The following is a 23,335-nucleotide window of genomic DNA, read 5'->3' as shown; positions in this document are numbered from 1 at the left end:
ATTCTTCTATTCTTTGGAGTAAGGCCTCTTTATACTTTGTTTTGTAACCAATACCCAAATATTAGGGGGAATGAATCCATGCTTCGATCATTAAGAAGTCTGACAATCATGACGGCGTCAGTGCTTGCATTAGGTACTGCAGTAGTAGGTTGTAGCAATTCCGCTTCCAACGAGGGAAGCTCCGCAAATTCGACAACGGGGCCAACAGCAACAACGGCAGACACGCTCAAAAACGGGAAATTCGATCCGCCAGTTACACTGACAACATGGGGCTGTTACAACAAGAGTACGAAATTCAAAGAAGGCGAAACGTTCGAGAATAACACGGCATTAAATTGGATGAAAACCAAGCTTGGCGTCGAAATCAAATACCCTTGGACGAGCCAATGGGAAAATGAAGCATGTATGACGAAAATGCGCTTGTCGCTCTCCACGAACGAGCAGCTTCCGGATGTCGTATTCGCAGGTGCGGACGATGGGGGGCGACAAATGATCAAGGATTTGATTGAAACCGGAAATTTCATGGATGTATCGCAGCTGTTTGATAAATACGCTTCAAAGACGTATAAGGATATTTTGCAAAAACATCCGGAAATTTGGAATATCGCCAGTAAGGATGGCAAACGTTTCGGCATTCCGATTACCGTCGACCCTTATGGCAACGATCCAATTCTTTACTTGCGTGAAGATTGGTTGAAAAAGCTCAATATGCAGGCGCCGAAATCGATCGATGACGTGGAGAAAGTACTTGAGGCTTTCACCAATCAAGATCCCGACGGAAATGGCAAGAATGATACGATTGGTATGGTCATCAGTGGGAAAGACGGTGTATTCGGCAGCGGCATCGCCAATGCAAGCTGGATTTATGGCGCGTACGGAGCAATGCCTGGGTATTGGACGAAGGCGGCCGACGGCACGCTGCAGTATGGCTCCATTCGACCGGAGGCCAAAGAAGCTTTGGCGAAAATGAAGAGCTGGTACGATAAAGGATATATCGATCCGGAATATGGAGTCAAAGACGGCGGAAAAGCCGGCGAGCTCGTCACATCGGGAAAAGCAGGTCTGATCGCCGGTCCTTATTGGCTGCCTATTTCTCCGCTACCAAACTTGAAGAAAAATATCCCGACCGCCTCAATGGTTGCTGCAGGACTGCCAACCGGACCGTCCGGAAAAATCGGCCGCAATTCGGGTAACGCCGTGAGCGGTGTTTACCTGGTAAACAAGAAGGCCAAAAATCCGGAAGCACTGGTCGTTGTACTGAACAAGATGCTGCAATACAGCTTGAAGGAGAAAGGGTCGGATGTCGAGAACGGATTCATCGAAGGCTTCGATTATACGATGGTAGACGGCAAGCCGAAAGCTTCGACGGAAAACCGTTTCGATAAAATCTTATTGAACGGTAACGCCATGCCGATGATTCCGGAATATAATTTGGATTCGCTAGCATATCTTGCAACCGGCGGGGAGCCCCGCAATGGGTTTGACCAAGCCAATGCTTCTTACAAAGATGCTCATATTCCAGGTAAAGTGCTGAAGGACCAGTTGGACAAGTCGGAAATCATCAATGAGTTTACTGGAGCTCCGACCGCTACAATGTCCTCCAAGTGGGAAGGCTTGAAGAAAATGGAAGCGGAAGTATTTGCCAAAGTCATTTACGGGAAAGAGCCCCTCACGGCATTTGATGACTTCGTGAACAAGTGGAAATCGTCGGGCGGCGACACGATCACGAAAGAAGTGAACGACTGGTACAATAGCTTGCAAAAGAAATAAAGACCATACCCGGGGGATTGAACAGCTTTAGTTTAAGCTGCGATTCCCCTTCTTTTTTCCCAAAAACAGAGAAACGAGAGGATATTGCATGAGTACATGGATAGAAACGGTTTATCGCAAGCTTCACCTGGATTACCATCAGCCGCCTTGGATGGATGAGGTAGCAGGTGCTTTCACAAGGGAAGAGGCCTGCAAACAAGCATTACTATTCAAAGAAGCGGGTATCGAAGCGGTTGAGTTTTTTGCATACGATCATTATGGGCATGCTTTTTATCCTTCCGAAATTGCTGTTATCCATCCGGGCTTACGCGCTGATTATACGGGATTGATGTCGGAGGCGCTGAAGGAGCAAGGGATCAGAACGATTCTTTACCTCAATGCTCTGACTTCCGTCCATCTCGATAAGCTCCGCCCGGATTGGATGCGGGTGGCTGAAGATGGTTCGATGCCCCGGGGCGGCTGGCTTCACCACGATGCTTCACATATTTGCATCTCTTCTAGCTATATTGTCGAGTACTTTATTCCGCTCCTGATGGAAGCCATTCAGCGACATAAACCGGATGCCGTCTGGATCGATTCGGGAAGCTGGCTCGTCGAAGTACCTTGCTTCTGCGCGAACTGCCGCAGGTTGTATGCAGCCGAGATGGGAAGTGAGCTGCCACTAGGTCCAGCACCGCAGCCGTCTGAGGAATTGAACCGTCCCGATTGGCTGAATTGGCGTATCTGGAGGAGAAGTCAGATTGAGCCTTATATCAGGCAGGTTGTCGAAGCCATAAAATCGGTATCGCCGGAAACACTGGTGGCGGAGAACAATTTGGGCAAATATTATCTCGGCGTACCCGCCTTGAAGGATGGCAAATTGGCAAGGTGGCTTACGCCAAAGGAATTGGCAGTTGATTGGCTGTCATGCGATCCAGTCCATTTCGGCGCCAATCACGAGATGATTCTGAGCCGTGAGGGACGTTACCAAGCTACGACGGGGCTTCCATTTGATTTTATGAACGAGCGCTTTCACGGATGGGGCGAGTGGCAAATGCGTTCTTCTACGGATTGGAAGCTGGAGTCTGCGACGATGATGTCCGTTGGCGCGCGCTGCTTCTTTGCGGATCAGCCTTATCCTGATGGAACGCTGGAGCCGGCTGTCTACCGAGATTTGAAGGAAGTGTACGATTTTGTAAAGCAACGGGAGGATCATACGCGGGATGCTGTGCCATTTGCGGAAGTAGCCGTGCTGGCCAGCCTTCCGTCGCAGCTATTTGGTCCAACACCGGGAGCCGAATGGGGAAGAGACGCCTGGGGAGCGCTGCCGTTATCCCGCAGGAATCGTGTGGAGGGCGCTTCTTTGCTGCTTGGGGAGGCAGGTATTCCTTATTTGATTTACGACGAGGAAACGCTTAGGGAGCGATTATCCAAACAACAGCTTGTGATTGTCGCTGATCAAGTATTAATGGAGGATGCCACGATTAGTGCGTTGGAGCAATTCGTAGAATCAGGCGGCCGACTGATCGTTACCGGACGTTCGGGATTGTGGAACGAACGGGGAGAGCGCAGGGAAGAAGATCCGTTTGCCGCTTTACTCGGGCTGCGGCGGGGCGAAGAGATGCCAGCTCCTCTGCATTATTGGAAAGCAGGAAACGAATTGCGAATCGAGACCAATTACAGCGATGTCAAGTTGCAGGTATGGGGAACAGCCATGCAAACGGAGCTTGTAACCGCCGATTCGTTAGCCGTCATGGTTGAACCACTCGATTGCGCTTGGCGAGAGGGTGTGAGGTCGAAGGATCATTGGCAGCACTATACGACCGTAGGTGCAACGCCGCCGGGGACGAAGGAAGCGGGAGCTGCCGTTACGGAGCATCGCTTTGGAAAAGGCGCCGTGCTCTACATGAGCAGCGATCTCTTTTCTTTATATTATTTAGAAGGCCACCGATTGACGCGGGAATGGCTGTGCCGCTGTCTCGATCGCATCTTCCCAACCTCGCAGCGCATAATCAGCGTCGATAAGCCGCTTCACGTTGAAGTATCCCTGATGGAGCAAAGGGAGCCGGTGCATCAGATCGATGTACATCTGGTCAATTATTTCGCCCAGAAGCGACCGGGGTATTTGATTCACAATGAACAAGTTCCCCCGATTTATGGTATCGGAATCCAAATCCAATCCGGTGTACAGCCTCGACGGCTTATCCTGCAGCCGGAGGGCCGAGAACTCGCCTTCATATGGGATGGCGAGTATGCCCAAGTAACTGTGGATGAGCTTCAGCTTCACGCTATCATCCAGGTCGAGTTTTAACACAACACGAGGGAAGGAGAATCGTTATGCATGAAACAACTAACTTGCCGGTAATGACATTTAATATCCGCATTGATCTCGGTACTAGTGTCCAGAATGCTTGGGATAAACGGGTAGAACGGATTGCCTCCGTCATTCGGCAGCTTGAGCCCGCAATCATTGGTACGCAGGAAGGCAACGAACGCATGTTGAACGATTTGCTTCGGCTACTCCCGGACTATTCGTTTATTGGACAAGGAAGGGGCGGCAGTTTGGATGAATATAGCGCTGTCTTTTATCGTCATGATCGGCTGGAAAAGATGGAGGACGGCCAGTTTTGGCTGTCCGAAACGCCGAATGTTCCAGGCAGTTTCAGCTGGGAAAGCAGCTTTCCACGAATTTGCACATGGGCGCGCTTCCGTTTGAGGGATTGTCTGGACAAAGAGCTAGTGGTTTACAATACCCACCTTGACCATATAAGCCAGGAGGCTAGAGAACAGGGGGCCCTGCTGATCGTGGAAACGATGAACCAATATTGTCGTGATCGAGAATTGCCGTTTATTCTGATGGGCGATTTCAACTCAACCCCATCGAATCCGGTCATCCAGTTTCTACTTGGTGAAGGGCGAATTTCCGATGTGGCCATGCCGCTTGTTGTTACAGATGTTTTTACTGCAGTAGACAAACAGGCGGGATTGACGTTTCATAATTTTGCCGGAGGAGAAGCGGGGGAGCCGATCGATTATATTTTCACTTCGGATGAGGTACAGATTACTGATGCTGACGTCTTCAGAGATCGTGAAGACGGTCAGTTCTCTTCCGACCACTATCCGGTTGTCGCATGGATGAACGTATAATGGGGGGGATCGTGAACAATAGCGCAGCCCATGTCCTCAGCGGGAAAAGAGCGTTTCTATTTGATCTGGACGGTTGCGTGTATTATGGGGAAACGGCTGCTCCCGGAGCGGTCGAATTGCTGCGCAAGCTACGGCAAGACGGACGAAGGGTCGGCTTTGTTACCAACAATTCGCGAGATACAGGAATCCAAATAGCCGAGAGGTTAGAGCGGATGGGGATCGCGGTTCGGCCCGAAGAAATCGTGACTGCAACTGAATGCATGGGACGATATATAAATGATCGGTATGGGAAGCTTGTATTGAAAACAGCCGGGAGTCGGCAGTTGGACGAATCGCTCGCCGCTGCTGGGCATCGCGTGCTCGATTGGGACGATTCAAGCTTGCCGGAGGCCGTGGTAATCGGGCGCGATACCAGCTTTACGTATGACAAACTTGAACGTCTTGCTAACGACATTCTCAGCGGAGCACAGGCCATTTCATGCAATCCTGATATCCATCATCCGGGGCTTACCGGACGGTTCATTCCCGAGACTGGTTCAATAGCCGCTGCCATTGAAGCAATGATCGGACGTCCGATGGAATTCGTCGGAAAACCGGGACCTGAACTTTTCCGCCGGGGGCTTGAGCTATGCGGGTGCACGCCTGAGGAAGCCGTAATGACGGGCGACAATGTGAAGACGGATATCGCAGGCGGACGCAACGCCAATCTTACTACCGTTTGGATAGACCTTGCTGGTCGAGGAATCAGCCGACTCAAGGAAGAGGAAACCCCGGATATTACGGTCGATGGTTTGGAAGACATGCTGAGGATTTACCTAGCTGGGGACGATCAAGTGCCTGGCGAATTGTAAAAAACAACAGTGGGAGGAATCCAACTTGAACGAAAATTCTACTAACATAGCACTGCCGACGCCTGAGCAAGTAGCTTGGCATAACATGGAGATCGGCATGTTCATTCACTGGGCGCCTAGCGTGTATCAGGATCAAGAGTATGATGATCTATCGACACCGTTTGATCAAATTAATCCATCAGAGCTGGATACCGACCAATGGGTAGAAGTAGCCCAATCTTTTGGAGCGAAATATATTATTATGGTAGCTAAACATGTAGGCGGGTTTTGCGTCTGGCAGACGGATACTAGTGAATATGGGATCAAAAATACGCCATGGCGTGAGGGCCAAGGTGATATAATGCTCGATTTATATAAATCTTGTAGAAAAAAGGACATGAAGTTAGGCGTATATTTAAGCCCTCAAGATACGTACAATGGCGCTTTGCAGGCTGGCCGCTGCTCGTCTCCAGAGAAACAAGAGCATTATAACAATATTTATAGGAAGCAATTAACAGAATTACTTACTCAATATGGCGATATGTGTGAAGTATGGTTTGATGGCGGCCAAGAAATCGAGGTTGGAGATTTGCTTGAAAAGCATGCCCCTCATGCGGTCATCTTTCAGGGCAAGCATGCTTCAATCCGTTGGGTAGGAAACGAAGAAGGTATTGCGACGTATCCGGCGTGGAATACGGTTAAAGTATCACCTGAAATTGAAAAAGGACTTGGAACGATCAGAAATGGCGACCCGAATGGGGAACGTTGGATTCCGTTAGAGTGTGATACAACGATTCGCAAAAACTGGTTCTGGACGACAACGAATGAATCCACTTTAAAAAGCTTGGACCAGCTTATGGAACTTTATTATAAATCAGTAGGCAATGGAGCGGTACTGCTACTAAATGCGAATCCTGATAGAAGTGGGAAAATTCCAGATGCCGATGTGCAAAGAGCAAAACAATTTGGGGATGAAATTAAAAAACGCTTCTCAAATCCAGTATCTTGTACTAATGGTGAAAATATGGTGATTGAATTCGAGAATGTTGAGCGAATTGATCATGTTATTATCAGTGAGGACATTCAATATGGCGAGCGCATTCGTTTGTATGAAGTGTCGGGATTTGATGGAACACAATGGTTGAGGCTGTGCAGCGGTACGGCTGTAGGCCATAAACGTATTGAATTTTTCGAGCCGGTGCTTCTACATAAGATCAGGCTTGATATATTGAAAGCTGTAGCAGAACCTCAAATTAAAAGCTTCTCTGTATATGATACGGGAGCGGAAGTTGTGTTTAGCCAAGCGAGAATGGGATCAGAGCTTCAAAAGGTGGGCGAATGGGGACCTGAACTATTTTGGCAAAAGTGGGATGGTAGAACGATTATAAAGTATGAATTGACCGATGTTATTAACGATCCGGGCCAGTACAAAATTCAAATGATCAAAACGAATGGAGACCCTTGTGATATTCACATTGCAAGAGTCAACTTGTTCCTAAATCATGCGGAGTATCCGCATTTTGTCTCACAAGACCTAACAGATCAACAGTATATAGTCAATATTACGGGGCTCGGACAGCGTATCGAATTAGAGTTGGAGATGCACTTGAGGGATGGTCAGAAAATGAATGATTCAGGCTCTATTTGGATTGAAAATGTAGCGTTTAACACATAGAAGGCAGATCGTTTCAGCTATTTCGCAAGCAACAAGGAACGCTGGAATTCTGGTACTACCATAAAATGGAGGGCTACAACAATGACTAAGAAACTTCGCGGTATTACTTGGAATCACACAAGGGGTTATGTTTCGGTTGTAGCTGCATCGCAACGGTATATGGAACTGCATCCAGAGGTGGAAATTACATGGGAAAAACGTTCGCTGCAGCATTTTGCAGATTATCCGATTCAAGTGTTAGCAGAGAAATACGATCTATTGATTATTGACCATCCATGGGCTGGGTTTGCTGCAGATAAAAACATTTTGGTCGCTTTGGACCAGAAGCTTCCACGCGATTTTATGGCTGACCAAGCCGCAAATGCGGTAGGTAAATCGCATCTTAGCTATAATTTTGATGGGTATCAAAGTGCGCTAGCTGTTGATGCAGCGACGCCTGTCGCCTCGTTTCGCCCAGATTTATTTGCCCAAGACGGACTTCATTTACCGGAAACGTGGGAAGAACTTATTTCGTTAGCTAAGCAGGGGAAGGTTGCTTTTGCAGGAATCCCGATTGATACACTGATGAATTTCTATATGCTTTGCTATACGCAAGGCGGAGAGCTTTTTACCAATAAAGAAAGCGTTATCAGTTCAGATGTTGGCCTAAGGGCACTGGATCAGCTGCGAGAACTAACGAATTATTGCACGGAAGAAATGAAGGAATGGAATCCGATTAAAGTCATGGAGGCCATGTCTACGCGAGAGGATATTTATTATTGTCCTTTTGCTTACGGATATTCCAATTATGCCAGACGAGGCTACTCCAAATATGTGGTGCGTTCAACGGATATGGTGTCAATCGGCGAATATGGGAAACTGAAATCGACGCTTGGCGGAACGGGGCTAGCCATTTCGGTCAACTGCATGGACATAGATGAAGCGCTGAGCTTTGCCATGTTTACAGCAAGTGCGGATATACAGAAAACCATTTATTTTGAGAGCGGCGGTCAACCTGGACACCGAGCAGCATGGTTGGACGAAGAGGTCAACCGTCAAACCGGTAATTATTATACAGACACTTTGCCCGCATTGGATCGTGCATATTTGCGTCCTCGGTACAGCGGATATTTTCACTTTCAAGATCATGCAGGTGATGTAGTCCGAGATTACATTCGTTTTGGCGGTAATCCCCAAGAAGTATTGGCTAAAATGGATACTTTATATCGGGAGTCGCTAAAGGAGGATCATCGATGAAACCGCTCGAAGGACTTTTAGTTCTCGATTTTAGTCAATATCTATCTGGTCCATCAGCTGCTTTACGACTTGCGGATCTTGGCGCACGAGTAGTAAAGATAGAAAGGCCTGTAACCGGTGACTCTTGTCGCCAATTGTCCTTGCATAACTTGTTATCGGATGGTGATAGCGTGCTATTCCATACGATTAACCGAAATAAGGAGAGTTATCAGGCCGATTTAAAAGACCCCGATGATCTTATCAAAGTTAAAAAGTTAATTGAACAAGCGGACGTGGTGATCGAAAATTTTCGACCAGGAACGATGGATAAATTAGGCTTAGATTATGAAAGCGTTAAACAAATTAATCCAAGAATCGTCTATGGCAGTATTAGCGGTTATGGAAAAGAAGGACCATGGAAAGGCAAGCCAGGTCAAGATTTGTTAATCCAATCGTTATCCGGCTTAGCTTATCTCAACGGTAATGCGGATCAACCACCTGTACCTTTTGCACTGGCTGCTGTCGATTTATTTACCGGCGCACATTTAGTTCAAGGTATTCTTGCTTGTCTTGTACGTCGTGGTCGCACAGGTATCGGCGGGCTGGTAGAAGTTAGTTTACTTGAATCGATCTTAGATTTCCAGTTTGAAGTATTGACGACGCATCTGAATGATGGTGGACAACTGCCAGTGAGAAGTTCTCTGAATAACGCACATGCTTATTTAGGAGCTCCATACGGCATATACGAAACAGAGGATGGTTATCTAGCACTTGCCATGGGTTCGATTATCCGAGTTGGGGAGCTTTTGGAATGTGCTGCGTTAGCTGCTTATAATGATCCGAAAAGCTGGTTCACGCGCCGGGATGAAATCAAGCAGATCCTAGTCACTCATCTCAAGACGCGAACTACACAGGCATGGCTATCGGTACTCGAACCAGCTGATTATTGGTGCGCCGATGTTTATACCTGGGATCGATTGCTTGAGCACGATGGATTTAAAACATTGAATATGATTCAAGAAATCACGAGACCAGGAACTCCTAGTCTGCAAATGACACGTTGTCCTATTCGGATTAATGGATCCTTGCTTGAATCCGACAAATGGGCCCCGCGTGTCGGTGAAGATAACGAAAGCTTGGATAAAGAATTTTTGCTGAGTTAGGAGGGACTCCATGGCATTAACTACAATTCATAAACCGCTGGATGGGATGCTCGTACTGGACTTCAGTCAGTTCCTATCCGGACCTTCCGCTGCACTGCGATTAGCCGATCTCGGTGCAAGGGTGATCAAAATAGAGCGTTCTGGAACGGGTGACATTTGTCGAACTTTATATATCTCCAATATGGAGTTGGACGGTGACAGTACGTTATTTCATTCCATTAATCGAAATAAAGAAAGTTTCGCTGTGGATTTGAAAAATGCAGATGAACTTGAGATCGTAAAATCCTTACTCCGTAAAGCGGATGTGCTAATTGAGAACTTTCGGCCAGGCGTAATGGAACGGCTTGGACTAGATTATAAGCGAGTTCATGAAATAAACCCAGCACTCATCTATGGGGAAATTACAGGCTATGGTCACGAAGGACCGTGGCGTGACAGACCTGGGCAGGATTTACTCGTACAATCGTTATCTGGCCTCGCATGGCTAAATGGTGATGCCAAACAGCCCCCTATGCCCTTTGGTTTAGCTGTTGCGGATATGATGGCAGGCGCACAACTGGTGCAAGGTATTTTAGCCTGCTTAGTGCGACGCGGGATTACGGGAGAAGGGTCTTTGGTTCAAGCAAGTTTACTTGAGGCTACGCTGGATTTTCAATTCGAGGTGCTAACGACGTACTTGAACGATGGTGGAAAGCTTCCTGAAAGAAGCGGCATAAATAATGCACATGCTTATTTAAAAGCTCCCTATGGGATCTACAAAACGAAAGACGGCTATCTTGCACTCGCTATGGGTTCCGTTCTAGACCTTGGCAAGCTGCTCGACTGCACAGCTTTATTGACCTATACGGACTCGAGTGAATGGGCGACGAAGCGCGATGAAATTAAGGAAATCCTTGCTGAGCACTTGCAAACCGAAACAACGCAGCGATGGCTCTCTGTTCTTGAATCTGTAGATTTTTGGTGTGCTGACGTGATGTCTTGGGATAAGTTGTTACAGCACGATGGATTCAGAACATTAAACATAATTCAAGAGGTCACTCGTAATAATGGCACTAGCCTAATTACTACGAGGTGTCCAATTCGAATAGACGGTCAAATTTACACATCGACAGTAGGTTCACCGAAACTCGGTGAGGATAATAACTCAATTATGAAGGAGCTGCTAATCCATGAGTGAATTGAAAAATACGAAGCGCCCTCATCAAGACTTACCCTTATTTAATACAGAGGATTGGATGTATGAAGAGTTTGAGGTTGGTAAGAAGATTCGTTCCATGCGTCGTACCCTATCAGAAGGCGAGAGCATGCAATTTAACGCATTAGTGATGGATATGCACCCGTATGTAGCTGATGAGATTTTTGCCAAAGAAGAGGGTATATTTCAACGTCGATTAGTTGCCGGGGCATTTGTATTCAGCGTAGGTCTAGGGTTGATGGCCCATAACAACATTCATACATTCAGCTATGGCTATGATAAACTTCGTTTTATTAAACCTGTATTTATAGGCGACACCATTTATACGGTGCGTGAGCATTTGGAAAAGCGTCCTAAGTACAAAGAGCTAGGATTAGTCAAAGTCAGTTATGAAGTGTATAAAAATGAAGGCGAGCTCGTCCTCTATTGTGAACATTTACAAACAGTAAAGTATCGGAATCCTGATCAATGGCAAGATCAAATCGAGAAAAAAGGATGATGAGAGATGAGAGTTGATGCCCATCAGCATTTCTGGAATTTGGATAAAATATCCTACCCGTGGTTAGTACCTGCTTATGGACCCTTATTTCGCACCATCGAAGCATCTGAACTTGAACCGCTAATTAAAGCGGCTGGGATCGATAAAACGGTCATCGTACAAGCAATGGATTCCTATGAAGATACGGAATATATGCTTGAAACTGCAGCCAGTCATGATTGGGTAGCGGGTGTAGTGGGTTGGGTACCGCTAAATAAACCGGATGAAGCCGCAATGAAGCTGCAGCTTTATACCCAAAATCCTATATTTAAGGGTATTCGCCATCTGATTCATGAAGAGAAGGATCCAGATTGGGTCGTGCAGGAAGAAGTTATCGAGGGCTTGAAGGTGTTGGCATCATTTGGCATGACTTTTGATGTCGTGGCCGTTTTGCCAAGACATCTAGAGCATGTACCAACGCTTGCTGAAAGAGTTCCTGATCTAAAAATCGTCATCGATCATTTGGCAAAACCGCCAATTAAAGATGGGCAAATGGAACCTTGGGCAAGTCTGATGAAGAAAGCAGCCACTTATCCGAATGTGTACGCCAAATTATCCGGGCTTAATACGGCAGCAGATTGGGAAAACTGGTCGTCTGCAGATATTAAACCCTATATGGATTATGCGTTTGAGATATTCGGAGCGGATCGTCTCATGTTCGGCAGTGATTGGCCTGTAGCAAATTTGGCTGGTGATTATGCTAAAGTTTGGAACGAAATGAACAAAGCGCTAGAAGGTCGTTCAGAAACCGAAATTGATGCCGTACTTGGGCATACAGCTGTGAAATTTTATCGTTTATAAAGCTTAATGGGAGGCCATATTAATTGATCCAGTCTATGTTTTTCGAGGATTATGAAGTGGGCTCTTCAAGGCTTACTTTAGGTAGAACGATAACCGAAACAGATATTGTTATGCACGCGGGTCAAACGGGTGACTTTTTCCCGCATCATATGGATGCAGAATGGTGTAAAACGCAGGAATTTGGCCAACGAATCGCACATGGCACACTTATATTTAGTGTAGGTATCGGAATGTCTGCTGGCGTAATGAATCCAGAGGCATTCTCGTATGGTTACGATCGGCTTCGGTTTGTTAAACCTGTGCATATAAGTGATACAATTCGTGTTCGTACAACAATTTCGACAAAAGCAGAATATCCGAAGCGTCCTGCTTACGGACTCGTGACTGAACAAGTAGAAGTACTCAATCAACATAATCAAGTAGTCTTGGCTTGCGCTCACCTATTGTTGGTGAAGAAGAAATAGACGAAGGGTTGATAATTATGGAACTGAAGCAAAATGCTTTGCTTGATTTAGATTACAAACCTAAGGTACCTCAGAATAAAAGCAAGGGAATTGGTATTGTTGGCGCAGGAGCTATCGTACATGCCTGTCATCTGCCTGCTTATCGGATGGGTGGACTGAACGTTGTTGGGATCTATGACACAAATCGTAGTCAAGCCGATAAAGTCGCTGCTGAATTTGCAATACCTAACGTATTCGGAACGCTAGACGAGTTGTTAGAACATCCCGAAATTGAAATCGTTGATATTGCCATCCCTTCTAAGTTTCAAGCTGAAGTGGTAGAGCGTGCAGCAGCGAAAGGCAAACATGTACTTTGCCAAAAGCCGCTTAGCGAATCTTATGCGGATGCTAAGCTGATTGTGAAAGCATGTGAACAAGCTGGTGTTAAAGGGGCAGTTAATCAGCAATTGCGCTGGGCGCCGGGAATTCGTGCAAGCCGTACCATTATTCAAAAAGGTTGGTTAGGGCAGGTTACACAAGCCTCGATTCAAGTGAATGTGAATACGGATTGGTCACTTTGGCCGTGGATTACGAAAATTGATCATCCGGAGTTGATGTATCACAGCATCCATTATATCGATGCCATCCGCTCTTTATTGGGAACGCCAGATTACGTTTACGCTGGCGGAGCCAAATTCCCAGGCCAAGAATGTAAAGGTGAAACCCGTACGTTGATCCATCTGAAATTTCCTGGTGACGTGACAAGAGGACTTATTCACGACAATCATAACAATATTGCTGGACAAGATGATTGGTATGCTACTTTCCGTTTTGAAGGAACAGAAGGGGTAATTAAAGGTACCAATGGAGCACTGTATAATTACCCTATCGGTCAGAAAGATACATTAAGCTTTACTTCTCGACAGATCGATCCAGCCTTCTGGTTTACACCAGAACTTGAAGGTAGGTGGTTTCCGGATGCGTTTCTAGGCACGATGGGTGAATTGCTGTGTGCTATTGAAGAAGAGCGCGAGCCGGAAAATAGTGTTCAAGATAATTTGCTCACACTGCAGACCTTGTTTGCTGCGTATCGGTCAATGGATGAAAATCGCCCGATTTGGCTCAAGGAAATTGAGTAATCGTTTTATGGCTTGAGAAGTAAGAGCAGGTAGCATTTTGACAATGTTACTAGAGGCAGAAATTGCTGTCGTGGATCGGGTTTGGGGAGTTACTCATTCTTGACGAAATGAATAGATTAGGACACCTGATGCCCATATCAGGTGTTTTTTGATTTTTAATCGTTCTCACCTAGTCAGATTACGCATCAATGATTTTAAGTAGTAATTCTTCATACTCCCCCAATATCCGCCAAATTCACTCCTTATTTTTTCTTCAACTCTCGTATTTACACAAACTTATCCCCTTTTAACAATCCTCTCACAATCTTTTAAACCTTTGATAACAAAGTTCCAATAACGAACACAATCATCTTGAAATGATCATAATGTTTAACACTTTGAAAACAGACAATTGCACTTTCCTGTCGTACCATGACAATAGACAGATGAACTAAGCAAACTATCGAAGGTGAATATGATGCGCCAGTGGCCCAAATTGTTGGTAAAGATAGGTCTTGTCATTGTGATTGTAGCCGGTGCGCTTTACTATTGGCTGCGTCCGCTTTTGGTCAGAATCGAAAGCACGACGCTGGCTAGCGGCATACATGTCAAGTTTAGGACCCAAGGAACGAATGTAGAAGAATACACGAATGAAGCCTGGCAGTCCTATTTTGCCAAGGGAATTAATATGGGAGCGACGATCCCTGGGCATTTTCCTGGTGAACTGGCCGTTTCGGAGGACGAATATGAGAGATGGTTCGGCATGATTCAGGACATGGGGGCGAATGTGATCCGGGTGTATACGATCATGATGCCCGAGTTTTACGAGGCGCTCTCCAAATACAATATGAAACATCAGAAAAATCCGCTTTTCTTTCTTCAGGGCGTATGGAGCCCCGAGGAACAGCTGATTGAAGGGCAGGATGCCTTCGATCCCAAGATTAAAATGAAGTTCGAGCAAGAGATTAAAGACGCGGTTGCGGCGGTCTATGGCAAAACGACACTCACGCCCGAGCCGCATTCGGGAAAAGCAGGAGGTACCTATACCTATAATGCAGGTCCTTATCTCATGGGCTGGATTATCGGGACGGAATGGGATCCGAAGATGGTGAAGGGGACCAATGATTTGCACGCAGACACCCCAGACTATGTAGGGAAATATTTCCGCAATAAACCGGGGGCGAACGCTTTTGAAAAGTGGTTAGCCTTGATGGTCGACACGGCAGCGCAAACGGAAATTCAGTATGGCTGGCAGCATCCCATGGCTTTCGCCAATTGGGTGACGACGGATCCGCTCACGCATCCGGGCGAGCCGCTGGTTGAAGAGGATATGGTTAGCGTCGATCCAACGCATATTGAGGCGGCGAATTGGGAGGCGGGCTATTTTGCCTCGTATCATGTGTATCCGTATTATCCGGATTTCTTTGCATTTGATAAGTCGTTTCAGGAAATGACCAATAGCAAAGGAGAAATCGATAGTTACTACACCTACCTGAATAAATTAAAAGGAGCGCATCCCAATCTGCCAGTCATGGTTACGGAATACGGCGTGCCGGCTTCCTTAGGCGTAGCCCACTTGGGTACGCTCGGCCGCAATCAAGGCGGTCATAGCGAGAAGCAGCAGGGAGAGATCGATGCGGAATTACTGGAGCAGATTCACGGGTCCGGCTACTCCGGAGCGATTTTGTTCACGTGGCAGGACGAATGGTTTAAGAAGACCTGGAACACCCAACGCTACGATGAAGCGGATCGCCGGGCGTATTGGTATAACACGCTGACGAATGAGTCTTTCTTCGGGGTACTCGGGATGTTCCCGGGCAAAGACGAAGCGATTCACATCGATGGGGACGCCTCAGATTGGAACAAGCTAAAGGATAAGACGAAGCTCGATGTGCAGGCTTCGGGCTTTGAGGAGATTTGGGCTACGCATGACGAAGGTTACCTTTATTTGCAGGCCAAGCTATCTGTGCCTTTTGATCCCTCCAAGGAAAGCATCTATTTCGGGGCGGATACGTTGCCCGGTGGCAATCGCCATGGACCGGAGCTTCACGGCATGACACTTGATGAAGGATTGGAAACATTAATCGAACTGTCGGATGAAAATAAAAGCCGTATGTCGATCGCTGCCAATTATGATATCCATGCCCGTTTGTATGAGCGCTCTGGACTGCCGGACATCGATCCCAAGGAAAAGCAGGATGACTCGGGGATTTTCAAGCCTTGGAGGCTGGCGGTCAATTATCTGCTGGAATATCCCGACTCTCGGGTGAACCACCCTTTCGGGGATGTAGAGGTTGGCCTTTTAGAGAGAGGCTTCAGCGATCCAGCAAGTCCCGACTACAACTCGAAGGCGATGTGGCAGGTTCAAGGGCAGGTGATCGAAATGCGCATCCCGTGGATGCTGCTGGGATTCAGCGATCCAAGCTCTTTGAGCGTAATCAACTATAACACCCCGAGTAAGAATAAATTTGAAGTGACGCATGTGAAAGGCGTTCGCTTTGTTCCGTGGATTGTGAAGCAAGACCAAGTCGTCGGCCGGAACAACACCGCTGCGGCACAGCCAATTCCAGTCTCAACGATGCCGCTATACACATGGCCGGGCTGGGAGGATAAGGTGAATTATGTGGAACGGCCGAAACAAAGCTACTACCTGATGAAAGAGGCGTTGCAAAAGATTAATGGCCCCGTTACCCCTACCGATCAACCGGGTAGCTGAAAAAGAGGAGAGTGCAAGAGTGTACACCAATCTTAATGCAGCCATACAAGCGTTATATATTATTTTGGCTTTTAATCTGGTTTGTGTGGTCATCATTTATGCCATCAAGTTGAGAAGTATAAGAAGGAAAAAATTGAACGACCGATTCCAAACGAAGTTTAAGGATTACCTAACTTATGTGCAAGCCAATCTGGATGGGATGGAGCCGTTAAGGGTCCCTCCCTGGAAGATGAACCTGTTGGAGAGGGAGGCCATGCAGGAGAAGCTGAATGATATGATGGAGTGCTTCTCGGGCGAACAGCGGCACAAGCTGGCCCAGCTTTGCGTAGATCTGGGGCTCGTGCAGTACCATATGGAACGTTTTATCAGCCGATCTTATCGGGTGAAGCTGGATGCCGCGTATCATTTAGGATGCATGCGGGTGAAGGCGGCGGTGCCAGCATTAATGGATATGTTAAAGGAGCATCCGCTCGATTCGTCTCTGTTTGTGGTGGCCCGATCTGTCTCCAAGTGTGCCCGCAGCCAGCAGGATCTCGAAGCTATGGTTCAGATTCTACTTCAGCACAACAAGAAATGCTACGAGCTGATTGTGGATATGTTCGCCGATTCGGAAGTGGATGCCGGTTCCTTGTACACGGGCTATGTGAGTCGTCAGGATCCAGCTTACGTTCGGATTGGGCTGATTGGGCTCAATGTCTACACCGATCCGGCAGCAGCTTCTGCGGTTTATCGTCTCATGGATTCCAAGCACGAAGACATTCAAATCAAAGCAGTGGATTTGTACCTGAAAAGCTCCCGTCTGCTGCCTAGAAATATCGTTAGCAAGTTGTTGAATCATCCTAATCTCACGATTCGCCGATTGACGATAGAGGCTTTGGCCGACATCAAAAATACGGCTTACATCGAGCTAATGAAAACCAGTTTAAGCGACGCCGATCAGCGAATCGTGTATGCGTCGGCCAAAGGGTTGCTCCGTTTGGGAGAAGAAGGTATGGTGGCGCTTTGTGAGAGTGCATCAGCGGTTCAAGGTAAGGAACGTGGGCAGTTCATGCAGCAGCTGATTGATGATGAGATCAAGCATCTGTCTATGCAGCTGCACAATTGGGATAAGCTCATGCAGTATAACCTACTCATGTACACCTATGACAAAATTTTTCACAGGTCAAAACGTATATATCGTGTTGTATAGGAGGGTTGCGTAAACATGTGGGTTTTTGGATATCAAGTGGTGTTGGATTCATTCCTGAAAGGTTTAAGGGAGTTTTTGCTCTATTACAGCTATGCCGCGCTCTTTTATGTAGTTCTCGTCACACTGCTCTATTATTTCATCTTCGGATTTTCGATTCGGCATATTTTCTCGATCAAGCGGGGAATCCAGTACAATCGGATCAATAAGCTATCCAGTTCCAGCCAGCTCCCGCCAGTTTCCTTGTTGGTACCGGCCTACAACGAGGAGTTAACCATTATTGAGAACGTAAGGTCGCTGCTGGCGCTCAATTATGCGGAATATGAGGTGATCGTCGTCAATGACGGTTCACAGGATGGGACCTTGAAGTGCATGCTGGAAGAATTCAAGCTGGAGCTCATTCATCCGGTGCTCTCCAGCAGCATTAAGACCGGAAAAATCAGAGGAGTGTACCATAATCCCGAGTATCCCAATCTTTTTTTCATAGATAAAGTAAATGGAGGGAAGGCCGATTCGCTAAACGCTGGCATCAACCTTTCCCACTATGCGTTGATCTCCACGATTGATGCGGACTCTTTGCTTGAAAAGGACGCCTTAACGCGGATTGCCCGGGTCTACATGGAGAACCCCGAGGAGACGATCGCCGTTGGGGGCAATGTTCGAATCGTGAACAGCTGCACGGTGGAAGATGGCATTGTGAAGGATGTTCAATTTCCTCGCAAGCTGCTGCCGGCACTGCAACACGTCGAATATACGAAAGCCTTCCTCGGCGGCAGGATTGGATGGAGCGCCGTCAATGGTCTCATTATTATCTCGGGAGCCTTCGGCGTGTTTCAAAAGGAGATGGTCATCGCCGTCGGCGGTTACCGTGGTGGCTACCCTGGTGAGGATATGAACATTGTCATTAAGCTTCACCGTCACTGCTTGGACAATAAAATCCCATACCGGGTAGCGTTTTGCCCGGATGCCGTATGCTGGACACAAGCCCCTGATTCGTACCGGATCTTGAGCAGCCAACGCAAGCGCTGGGGGCGGGGAAATCTAAAAAATATGATTGAAGAAGGTATTCACATGGTGCTGCGCCCGAAATACAAAATATTCGGGTTACTGACACTTCCCTATAACATTGTGTTTGAAACACTGAATCCGTATTTCCGCCTCAGCGGCCTGTTGGCTATATTGGGCTACTGGATGCTGAATATGACGGATTGGTACACCGTGGTTATCTTTTCGTTAGTCAATTTATTTTCCTGCTTTGCCTTAAGCCTGGGGGCCTTGTTTATTGAAGAAACGGCCTTCAGCCGATATCCCAAGCTGCGTGACCTGAACAAAATGATCTTGTATTCTCTCTTGATGTTTGCAGGTTATCGGCAAATTGGTGTTTGGTGGAGGTTAAACGGGCACGTCCAATTCCTGCGAAATAACAACTCGTGGGGAACGATGGTCCGCACCAATTTTAATAAATAGATAAGAGGAGTGGAGAAGATGGCGGTACTAGTTCATGATCCGATTCAAGAAGCAATGTTGCAATTAGCAGAAAAAGTTCAGGCTTCCTATGAAAAGGGTGCTCCATGCGGGATGATCCTTGCGCCATGCGCAGCGGTGGGCCAGAAGGTACTGGAACAAATGCAGACCTATGTGAGCGGCTTTGAGCCGGAGACAGCAATCCATTGCTTCTACCTGGATCCAAGCGGCCTTCTCGGAATCGTTCTGTCTGGGCAAAAACTTATCAATACCCATTACGCATCGCTCGTGCTCAAAGAGTTCCTGGACCAGCAAGATTTGCTCGAAGGTCAGACGGTCGTCGCCAGCTTTCCGGAGAGTGGGGAGCTGACGGAACAATCGATGTCACAGATGCTCCAAACGACGCTGCATGGAAAAGGGGAGAGCAGAGATATTCACCTGTTCATGAATCATGGGGTTCAACAGGGAATTACATCGATTCTCATCGCCGATCCGGACGAGGTGAGCAGAGAGTTCGTCAAGCTGCGACTTGAAATTAACGGTTACAAGGTAGAAGAGGCCAAGGATGGTAGTGAAGCGCTCGAGAAATTTGAGAAAACAATGCCAAACTTGGTGATCACGGAGCTGAACCTGCCGATTCTTGACGGGTACCAGTTGATCGACAAAATCAAGAGGAATTATGACGGCGAAGGACAAGTCATCGTTCTTACCGATAAGCAGCTGCCGAAAAGTATGGATCGTGCCTTTGAATTGGGCGCATCCGATTATGTGACGAAGCCCTTCTCCATTTCGGAGCTGGAGTGGAGAATCAAAAAACTGAGCTCCCGTCTGAGCTAATAAACGAGATAACGTGAGAGGGTGGAATCATAATGAACGCATATAACCAATTAAAATATAAATTTCAGACAAAAACGGCCGAAATCGGGGTCATCGGTCTCGGCTATGTAGGGCTGCCTCTATGTATGGAGATGGCGAAGGGTGGGTTTACGGTATACGGCATCGATCTCGATTTCCGGAAGGTAGAGTCCCTTCAAAGCGGCCAATCGTATATTCAAGACGTTCCAAGCGAAGAAGTGGTGAAAGCAATCGAGTCCGGCCGGTTTATTCCGACCGACGACTACCATACGGTTCAAAGGCTGGATGCGATCAGTATTTGTGTACCAACGCCACTCAGTGAAAATCAAGATCCGGATACCTCTTATATTCAAAGTGTAGTCCGGGAAATCAAGAAAAATCTCAAGCGCGGAGCTTTGATCATCCTGGAGAGCACCACCTATCCGGGAACGACGGAGGAACTCATCCAGTTCGAGCTGGAAGCGCAAGGACTCAAGGTGGGCAAGGACTTCTTCCTCTGCTTCTCGCCGGAGCGGGTCGATCCGGGTAATCCCAAATTCAATACCTTTAATACGCCAAAGGTTATCGGCGGTACGACGGAAGCGTGCATCGACCTCGGTGTAACCTTATACAGCCATGTCGTGAAGGACGTCGTACCTGTCTCCTCGCCGAAAGTAGCGGAGATGTCCAAGCTGCTGGAGAATACGTTTCGCAGTATTAACATTGCGTTCATTAACGAAATGGCCATGATGTGCGACAAAATGGACATTGACGTCTGGGAGGTCATTAAGGCTGCGTCGACGAAGCCTTTTGGCTTTATGCCGTTCCATCCGGGACCTGGCATCGGCGGTCACTGTATTCCGCTGGATCCGATGTATTTATCGTGGAAAGCGAAGGAATTCCGCTTCTACAGCAAGTTTATCGAGCTGGCACAATCCATCAATGATAATATGCCGGAGTATGTCCGGTATAAAGCTTCGCAGATTCTGAATATGTATGCGAAATCCATTCGCAATTCGAAGATTCTTATTCTAGGCATGGCGTATAAGCCGGATGTGGATGATCTCCGTGAATCCCCGGGGCTGGAGCTGTACGAGCTTCTTCGGGAGAGCGGAGCTCATGTGGACTATTATGATCCGCATGCCGTTTCCTTCCTCGATAAAGATGGTGAGACGGTACAATCTGTGAATTACGATCTGTCCGCTTTTGCCGAATATGACGGCATGGTGCTAATTACGAATCACCGCTGCTTCAACAACCGTGAACTCGCGGAGCTAGGCGTACCGATTATCGATACGCGCAACGCTTTTGTAGATATTCAAGCTGATAATATTTATAGACTGGGTACGGGTATTCGCAAGCGAGAAGTGAGGCTCGCAGTAGGCGTTTAAACTTATCCTAGAAGAGAGAGGAGAAAACAACGATGTGTGGCATTGTAGGATATATTGGAAAGCGAGATGTACAGCCGATTCTGCTGAACGGATTAAGCAAGCTGGAGTACAGAGGATATGATTCCGCGGGGATCGCTGTACTCGTGCAGGATCAGGTCAAGATTAGCAAGGCCGAAGGACGTCTGGCTAACTTATCGGTTCAGCTGGATAAACAGCCGTTGAAAGGATCGATGGGCATCGGGCATACGCGATGGGCTACTCACGGCAGACCGTCGGATGTCAACTCCCATCCACATACGGATATGTCGGGGAAATTTACAGTCGTGCATAACGGCATCGTGGAAAACTACATGGATCTGAAAATAGAGCTGGAGCAAAATGGCGTCACCTTTGCTTCCGAGACTGACACCGAGGTGATTGCTCACTTGCTTGCCGAGCATTATGAAGGCGACATCTATACCGCCATGCTTGCGGTAGTTCAGAGACTACAGGGGTCTTACTCCCTTGGTGTCATGACGGAGTATGAGCCAGATAAGCTTATCGCGGTCAGACAATCGAGTCCGCTTGTTATTGGTGCGGGTCAGGGAGAATACTTCATAGCTTCGGACATCTCCGCTCTTATTGAGCATACCCGTGAGGTATATATTTTGGAGGATGGCGATTTGGCCATCGTGACACAGGAGGGTATCTCTATCACGAAGGTCGAGACAGGGGAGCCGGCGGTGTGTAAGCTGATGCATATCGATTGGAGCGCAGATCAGGTCGAGAAGGGACCGTTTGAGCACTTCATGCTGAAGGAAATTCACGAACAGCCGCTAACGCTGCGGAATACGATGCTCGGGTGCATCAACGATCAGGACGAAGTGATTTTCCCGGAACTGGCGCACGCATCAGGCGTGTTTCAACATGTGGATAAAATCTTTATCGTGGCTTGCGGCACCGCCTATCATGCCGGACTTGTCGGCAGTACGGTCCTTGAGAAGCTAACGCGAATCCCGGTGCAGTGCGATATCGCATCGGAATTCAGATATCGTGACCCGATCATCACGGATCGAACGCTCGTCATCGTCGTGAGCCAATCTGGGGAAACAGCGGATACGCTTGCTGCCCTGCAAGAGAGTAGAAGGCAAGGCGCTAAAGTATTGGCCATTACGAATGTGCCAACCAGTTCTGTGGCGCGAGATGCGGACTATGTCATCGCAACGAAGGCCGGTCCGGAAATTGCAGTGGCATCGACGAAAGCGTATACCGCTCAGCTGCTCGCCTTCTATTTGTTCAGCATTTACTTTGCCCAGGAAAGACAGACGCTGTCTACCGAGCTTCATTCGGAGTTGGTCCAAGGCTTGAAGGCACTTCCCGTTCAGGTGGAGAAGGTGCTGGAAAACGCCAACGAAGTGAAGCTGTATGCGGAATCGATCAAAGATGCGGACAGCCTATTCTTTATCGGTAGGGGCTTGGACTATGCCGTTGCGCTTGAGGGTTCTCTTAAATTGAAGGAGATCTCGTATATTCACTCGGAGGCATATGCAGCCGGAGAGCTAAAGCACGGCACATTGGCGCTGATCGAGAAGGATACGCCGGTGATTGCGCTGGCTACACAGATGGATCTGTACGAAAAAACAGTTAGCAATATTAAAGAAGTTAAAGCCCGTGGAGCACATGTCATGGGGATTACGGTGGAAGGCAATGTCGGGCTGCTCAACGCGGTTGATGAAATCTGTTTCATCCCGCCATCTCACCAGCTCCTGGCACCGATATTGGCCGTCGTACCGCTTCAGTTAATTTCCTATTACGCCTCCCTGGCTCTGGAGAACGATATTGATAAACCGCGCAACTTGGCCAAAAGTGTGACGGTTGAATAACCATCCGG

18 protein-coding genes are annotated in these 23,335 nt (G+C 47.6%); all 18 read left to right on the top strand.

What is annotated here, in order from left to right:
- Positions 1-78: 78 nt before the first annotated feature.
- The 18 genes from AC58QG_RS33580 (at position 79) to glmS (ending at position 23,327) form a co-directional block, all read left to right on the top strand.
- Positions 79-1,770 carry an extracellular solute-binding protein gene (locus AC58QG_RS33580; protein ID WP_497366369.1) on the top strand — a complete coding sequence of 564 codons (1,692 nt, stop codon included), beginning with the start codon at positions 79-81 and terminating at the stop codon, positions 1,768-1,770.
- 88 nt (positions 1,771-1,858) lie between these two features.
- On the top strand, positions 1,859-4,060 hold the full coding sequence (locus AC58QG_RS33575) for a beta-galactosidase trimerization domain-containing protein (RefSeq protein WP_497366368.1): 2,202 nt from the start codon (positions 1,859-1,861) through the stop codon (positions 4,058-4,060).
- Positions 4,061-4,086: 26 nt separating this feature from the next.
- A complete protein-coding gene (locus tag AC58QG_RS33570) occupies positions 4,087-4,896 on the top strand; it encodes an endonuclease/exonuclease/phosphatase family protein (RefSeq protein WP_497366367.1) in 810 nt (269 codons plus the stop codon).
- Positions 4,881-5,747 carry an HAD-IIA family hydrolase gene (locus AC58QG_RS33565; protein WP_497366366.1) on the top strand — a complete coding sequence of 289 codons (867 nt, stop codon included), beginning with the start codon at positions 4,881-4,883 and terminating at the stop codon, positions 5,745-5,747. Before AC58QG_RS33570 ends, AC58QG_RS33565 begins: the two co-directional genes overlap by 16 nt.
- A gap of 25 nt (positions 5,748-5,772) precedes the next feature.
- On the top strand, positions 5,773-7,401 hold the full coding sequence (locus AC58QG_RS33560) for an alpha-L-fucosidase (RefSeq protein WP_497366365.1): 1,629 nt from the start codon (positions 5,773-5,775) through the stop codon (positions 7,399-7,401).
- An 81-nt stretch (positions 7,402-7,482) separates the two neighbouring features.
- Positions 7,483-8,637, top strand: coding sequence for an ABC transporter substrate-binding protein (locus tag AC58QG_RS33555; RefSeq protein ID WP_497366364.1), 1,155 nt, complete (start codon positions 7,483-7,485; stop codon positions 8,635-8,637).
- Entirely contained in the window at positions 8,634-9,779 is a 1,146-nt protein-coding gene (locus tag AC58QG_RS33550) for a CaiB/BaiF CoA transferase family protein (protein WP_497366363.1), read from the top strand. The genes AC58QG_RS33555 and AC58QG_RS33550 overlap by 4 nt, the downstream gene beginning before the upstream one ends.
- Positions 9,780-9,789: 10 nt before the next feature.
- Positions 9,790-10,956 carry a CaiB/BaiF CoA transferase family protein gene (locus AC58QG_RS33545; RefSeq protein WP_497366362.1) on the top strand — a complete coding sequence of 389 codons (1,167 nt, stop codon included), beginning with the start codon at positions 9,790-9,792 and terminating at the stop codon, positions 10,954-10,956.
- Entirely contained in the window at positions 10,949-11,473 is a 525-nt protein-coding gene (locus AC58QG_RS33540; RefSeq protein WP_497366361.1) for a MaoC family dehydratase, read from the top strand. The genes AC58QG_RS33545 and AC58QG_RS33540 overlap by 8 nt, the downstream gene beginning before the upstream one ends.
- Positions 11,474-11,479: 6 nt before the next feature.
- Positions 11,480-12,313 (top strand): amidohydrolase family protein, encoded by an 834-nt coding sequence (locus AC58QG_RS33535; protein ID WP_497366360.1) that lies wholly within the window; start codon positions 11,480-11,482, stop codon positions 12,311-12,313.
- A gap of 23 nt (positions 12,314-12,336) precedes the next feature.
- The gene (locus AC58QG_RS33530) at positions 12,337-12,777 is read left to right on the top strand and encodes a MaoC/PaaZ C-terminal domain-containing protein (protein WP_497366359.1); all 441 of its coding nucleotides are present in this window, start codon (positions 12,337-12,339) and stop codon (positions 12,775-12,777) included.
- Between the two features lie 17 nt (positions 12,778-12,794).
- Entirely contained in the window at positions 12,795-13,895 is a 1,101-nt protein-coding gene (locus AC58QG_RS33525) for a Gfo/Idh/MocA family protein (protein ID WP_497366358.1), read from the top strand.
- A 457-nt stretch (positions 13,896-14,352) separates the two neighbouring features.
- Positions 14,353-16,590: a hypothetical protein gene (locus AC58QG_RS33520; protein WP_497366433.1), complete on the top strand. Its 2,238-nt coding sequence runs from the start codon at positions 14,353-14,355 to the stop codon at positions 16,588-16,590.
- A 19-nt stretch (positions 16,591-16,609) separates the two neighbouring features.
- Positions 16,610-17,779, top strand: a complete 1,170-nt coding sequence (locus AC58QG_RS33515) for a HEAT repeat domain-containing protein (RefSeq protein WP_497366357.1) — start codon at positions 16,610-16,612, stop codon at positions 17,777-17,779.
- Between the two features lie 15 nt (positions 17,780-17,794).
- Complete coding sequence (locus tag AC58QG_RS33510; RefSeq protein WP_497366356.1) at positions 17,795-19,243, top strand: glycosyltransferase family 2 protein; 1,449 nt, start codon at positions 17,795-17,797, stop codon at positions 19,241-19,243.
- An 18-nt stretch (positions 19,244-19,261) separates the two neighbouring features.
- Positions 19,262-20,077 (top strand): response regulator, encoded by an 816-nt coding sequence (locus AC58QG_RS33505; RefSeq protein WP_497366355.1) that lies wholly within the window; start codon positions 19,262-19,264, stop codon positions 20,075-20,077.
- Positions 20,078-20,109: 32 nt separating this feature from the next.
- The gene (locus AC58QG_RS33500; RefSeq protein ID WP_497366354.1) at positions 20,110-21,465 is read left to right on the top strand and encodes a nucleotide sugar dehydrogenase; all 1,356 of its coding nucleotides are present in this window, start codon (positions 20,110-20,112) and stop codon (positions 21,463-21,465) included.
- 32 nt (positions 21,466-21,497) lie between these two features.
- On the top strand, positions 21,498-23,327 hold the full coding sequence (glmS, locus tag AC58QG_RS33495) for a glutamine--fructose-6-phosphate transaminase (isomerizing) (RefSeq protein ID WP_497366353.1): 1,830 nt from the start codon (positions 21,498-21,500) through the stop codon (positions 23,325-23,327).
- Positions 23,328-23,335 lie beyond the last annotated feature (8 nt).

The sequence above is a fragment of the Paenibacillus sp. J22P169 genome, assembly GCF_059691995.1.
The sequence above is the reverse complement of the archived record's forward strand: the minus strand, read 5'-3'. Positions and strand labels throughout refer to the sequence as shown.

Coding starts and splice junctions, on each gene's coding strand:
- AC58QG_RS33580 (WP_497366369.1), top strand. CDS start 79: ATGCTTCGATCATTAAGAAGTCTGACAATCATGACGGCGTCAGTGCTT.
- AC58QG_RS33575 (WP_497366368.1), top strand. CDS start 1,859: ATGAGTACATGGATAGAAACGGTTTATCGCAAGCTTCACCTGGATTAC.
- AC58QG_RS33570 (WP_497366367.1), top strand. CDS start 4,087: ATGCATGAAACAACTAACTTGCCGGTAATGACATTTAATATCCGCATT.
- AC58QG_RS33565 (WP_497366366.1), top strand. CDS start 4,881: ATGGATGAACGTATAATGGGGGGGATCGTGAACAATAGCGCAGCCCAT.
- AC58QG_RS33555 (WP_497366364.1), top strand. CDS start 7,483: ATGACTAAGAAACTTCGCGGTATTACTTGGAATCACACAAGGGGTTAT.
- AC58QG_RS33550 (WP_497366363.1), top strand. CDS start 8,634: ATGAAACCGCTCGAAGGACTTTTAGTTCTCGATTTTAGTCAATATCTA.
- AC58QG_RS33545 (WP_497366362.1), top strand. CDS start 9,790: ATGGCATTAACTACAATTCATAAACCGCTGGATGGGATGCTCGTACTG.
- AC58QG_RS33540 (WP_497366361.1), top strand. CDS start 10,949: ATGAGTGAATTGAAAAATACGAAGCGCCCTCATCAAGACTTACCCTTA.
- AC58QG_RS33535 (WP_497366360.1), top strand. CDS start 11,480: ATGAGAGTTGATGCCCATCAGCATTTCTGGAATTTGGATAAAATATCC.
- AC58QG_RS33525 (WP_497366358.1), top strand. CDS start 12,795: ATGGAACTGAAGCAAAATGCTTTGCTTGATTTAGATTACAAACCTAAG.
- AC58QG_RS33520 (WP_497366433.1), top strand. CDS start 14,353: ATGCGCCAGTGGCCCAAATTGTTGGTAAAGATAGGTCTTGTCATTGTG.
- AC58QG_RS33510 (WP_497366356.1), top strand. CDS start 17,795: ATGTGGGTTTTTGGATATCAAGTGGTGTTGGATTCATTCCTGAAAGGT.
- AC58QG_RS33505 (WP_497366355.1), top strand. CDS start 19,262: ATGGCGGTACTAGTTCATGATCCGATTCAAGAAGCAATGTTGCAATTA.
- AC58QG_RS33500 (WP_497366354.1), top strand. CDS start 20,110: ATGAACGCATATAACCAATTAAAATATAAATTTCAGACAAAAACGGCC.
- glmS (WP_497366353.1), top strand. CDS start 21,498: ATGTGTGGCATTGTAGGATATATTGGAAAGCGAGATGTACAGCCGATT.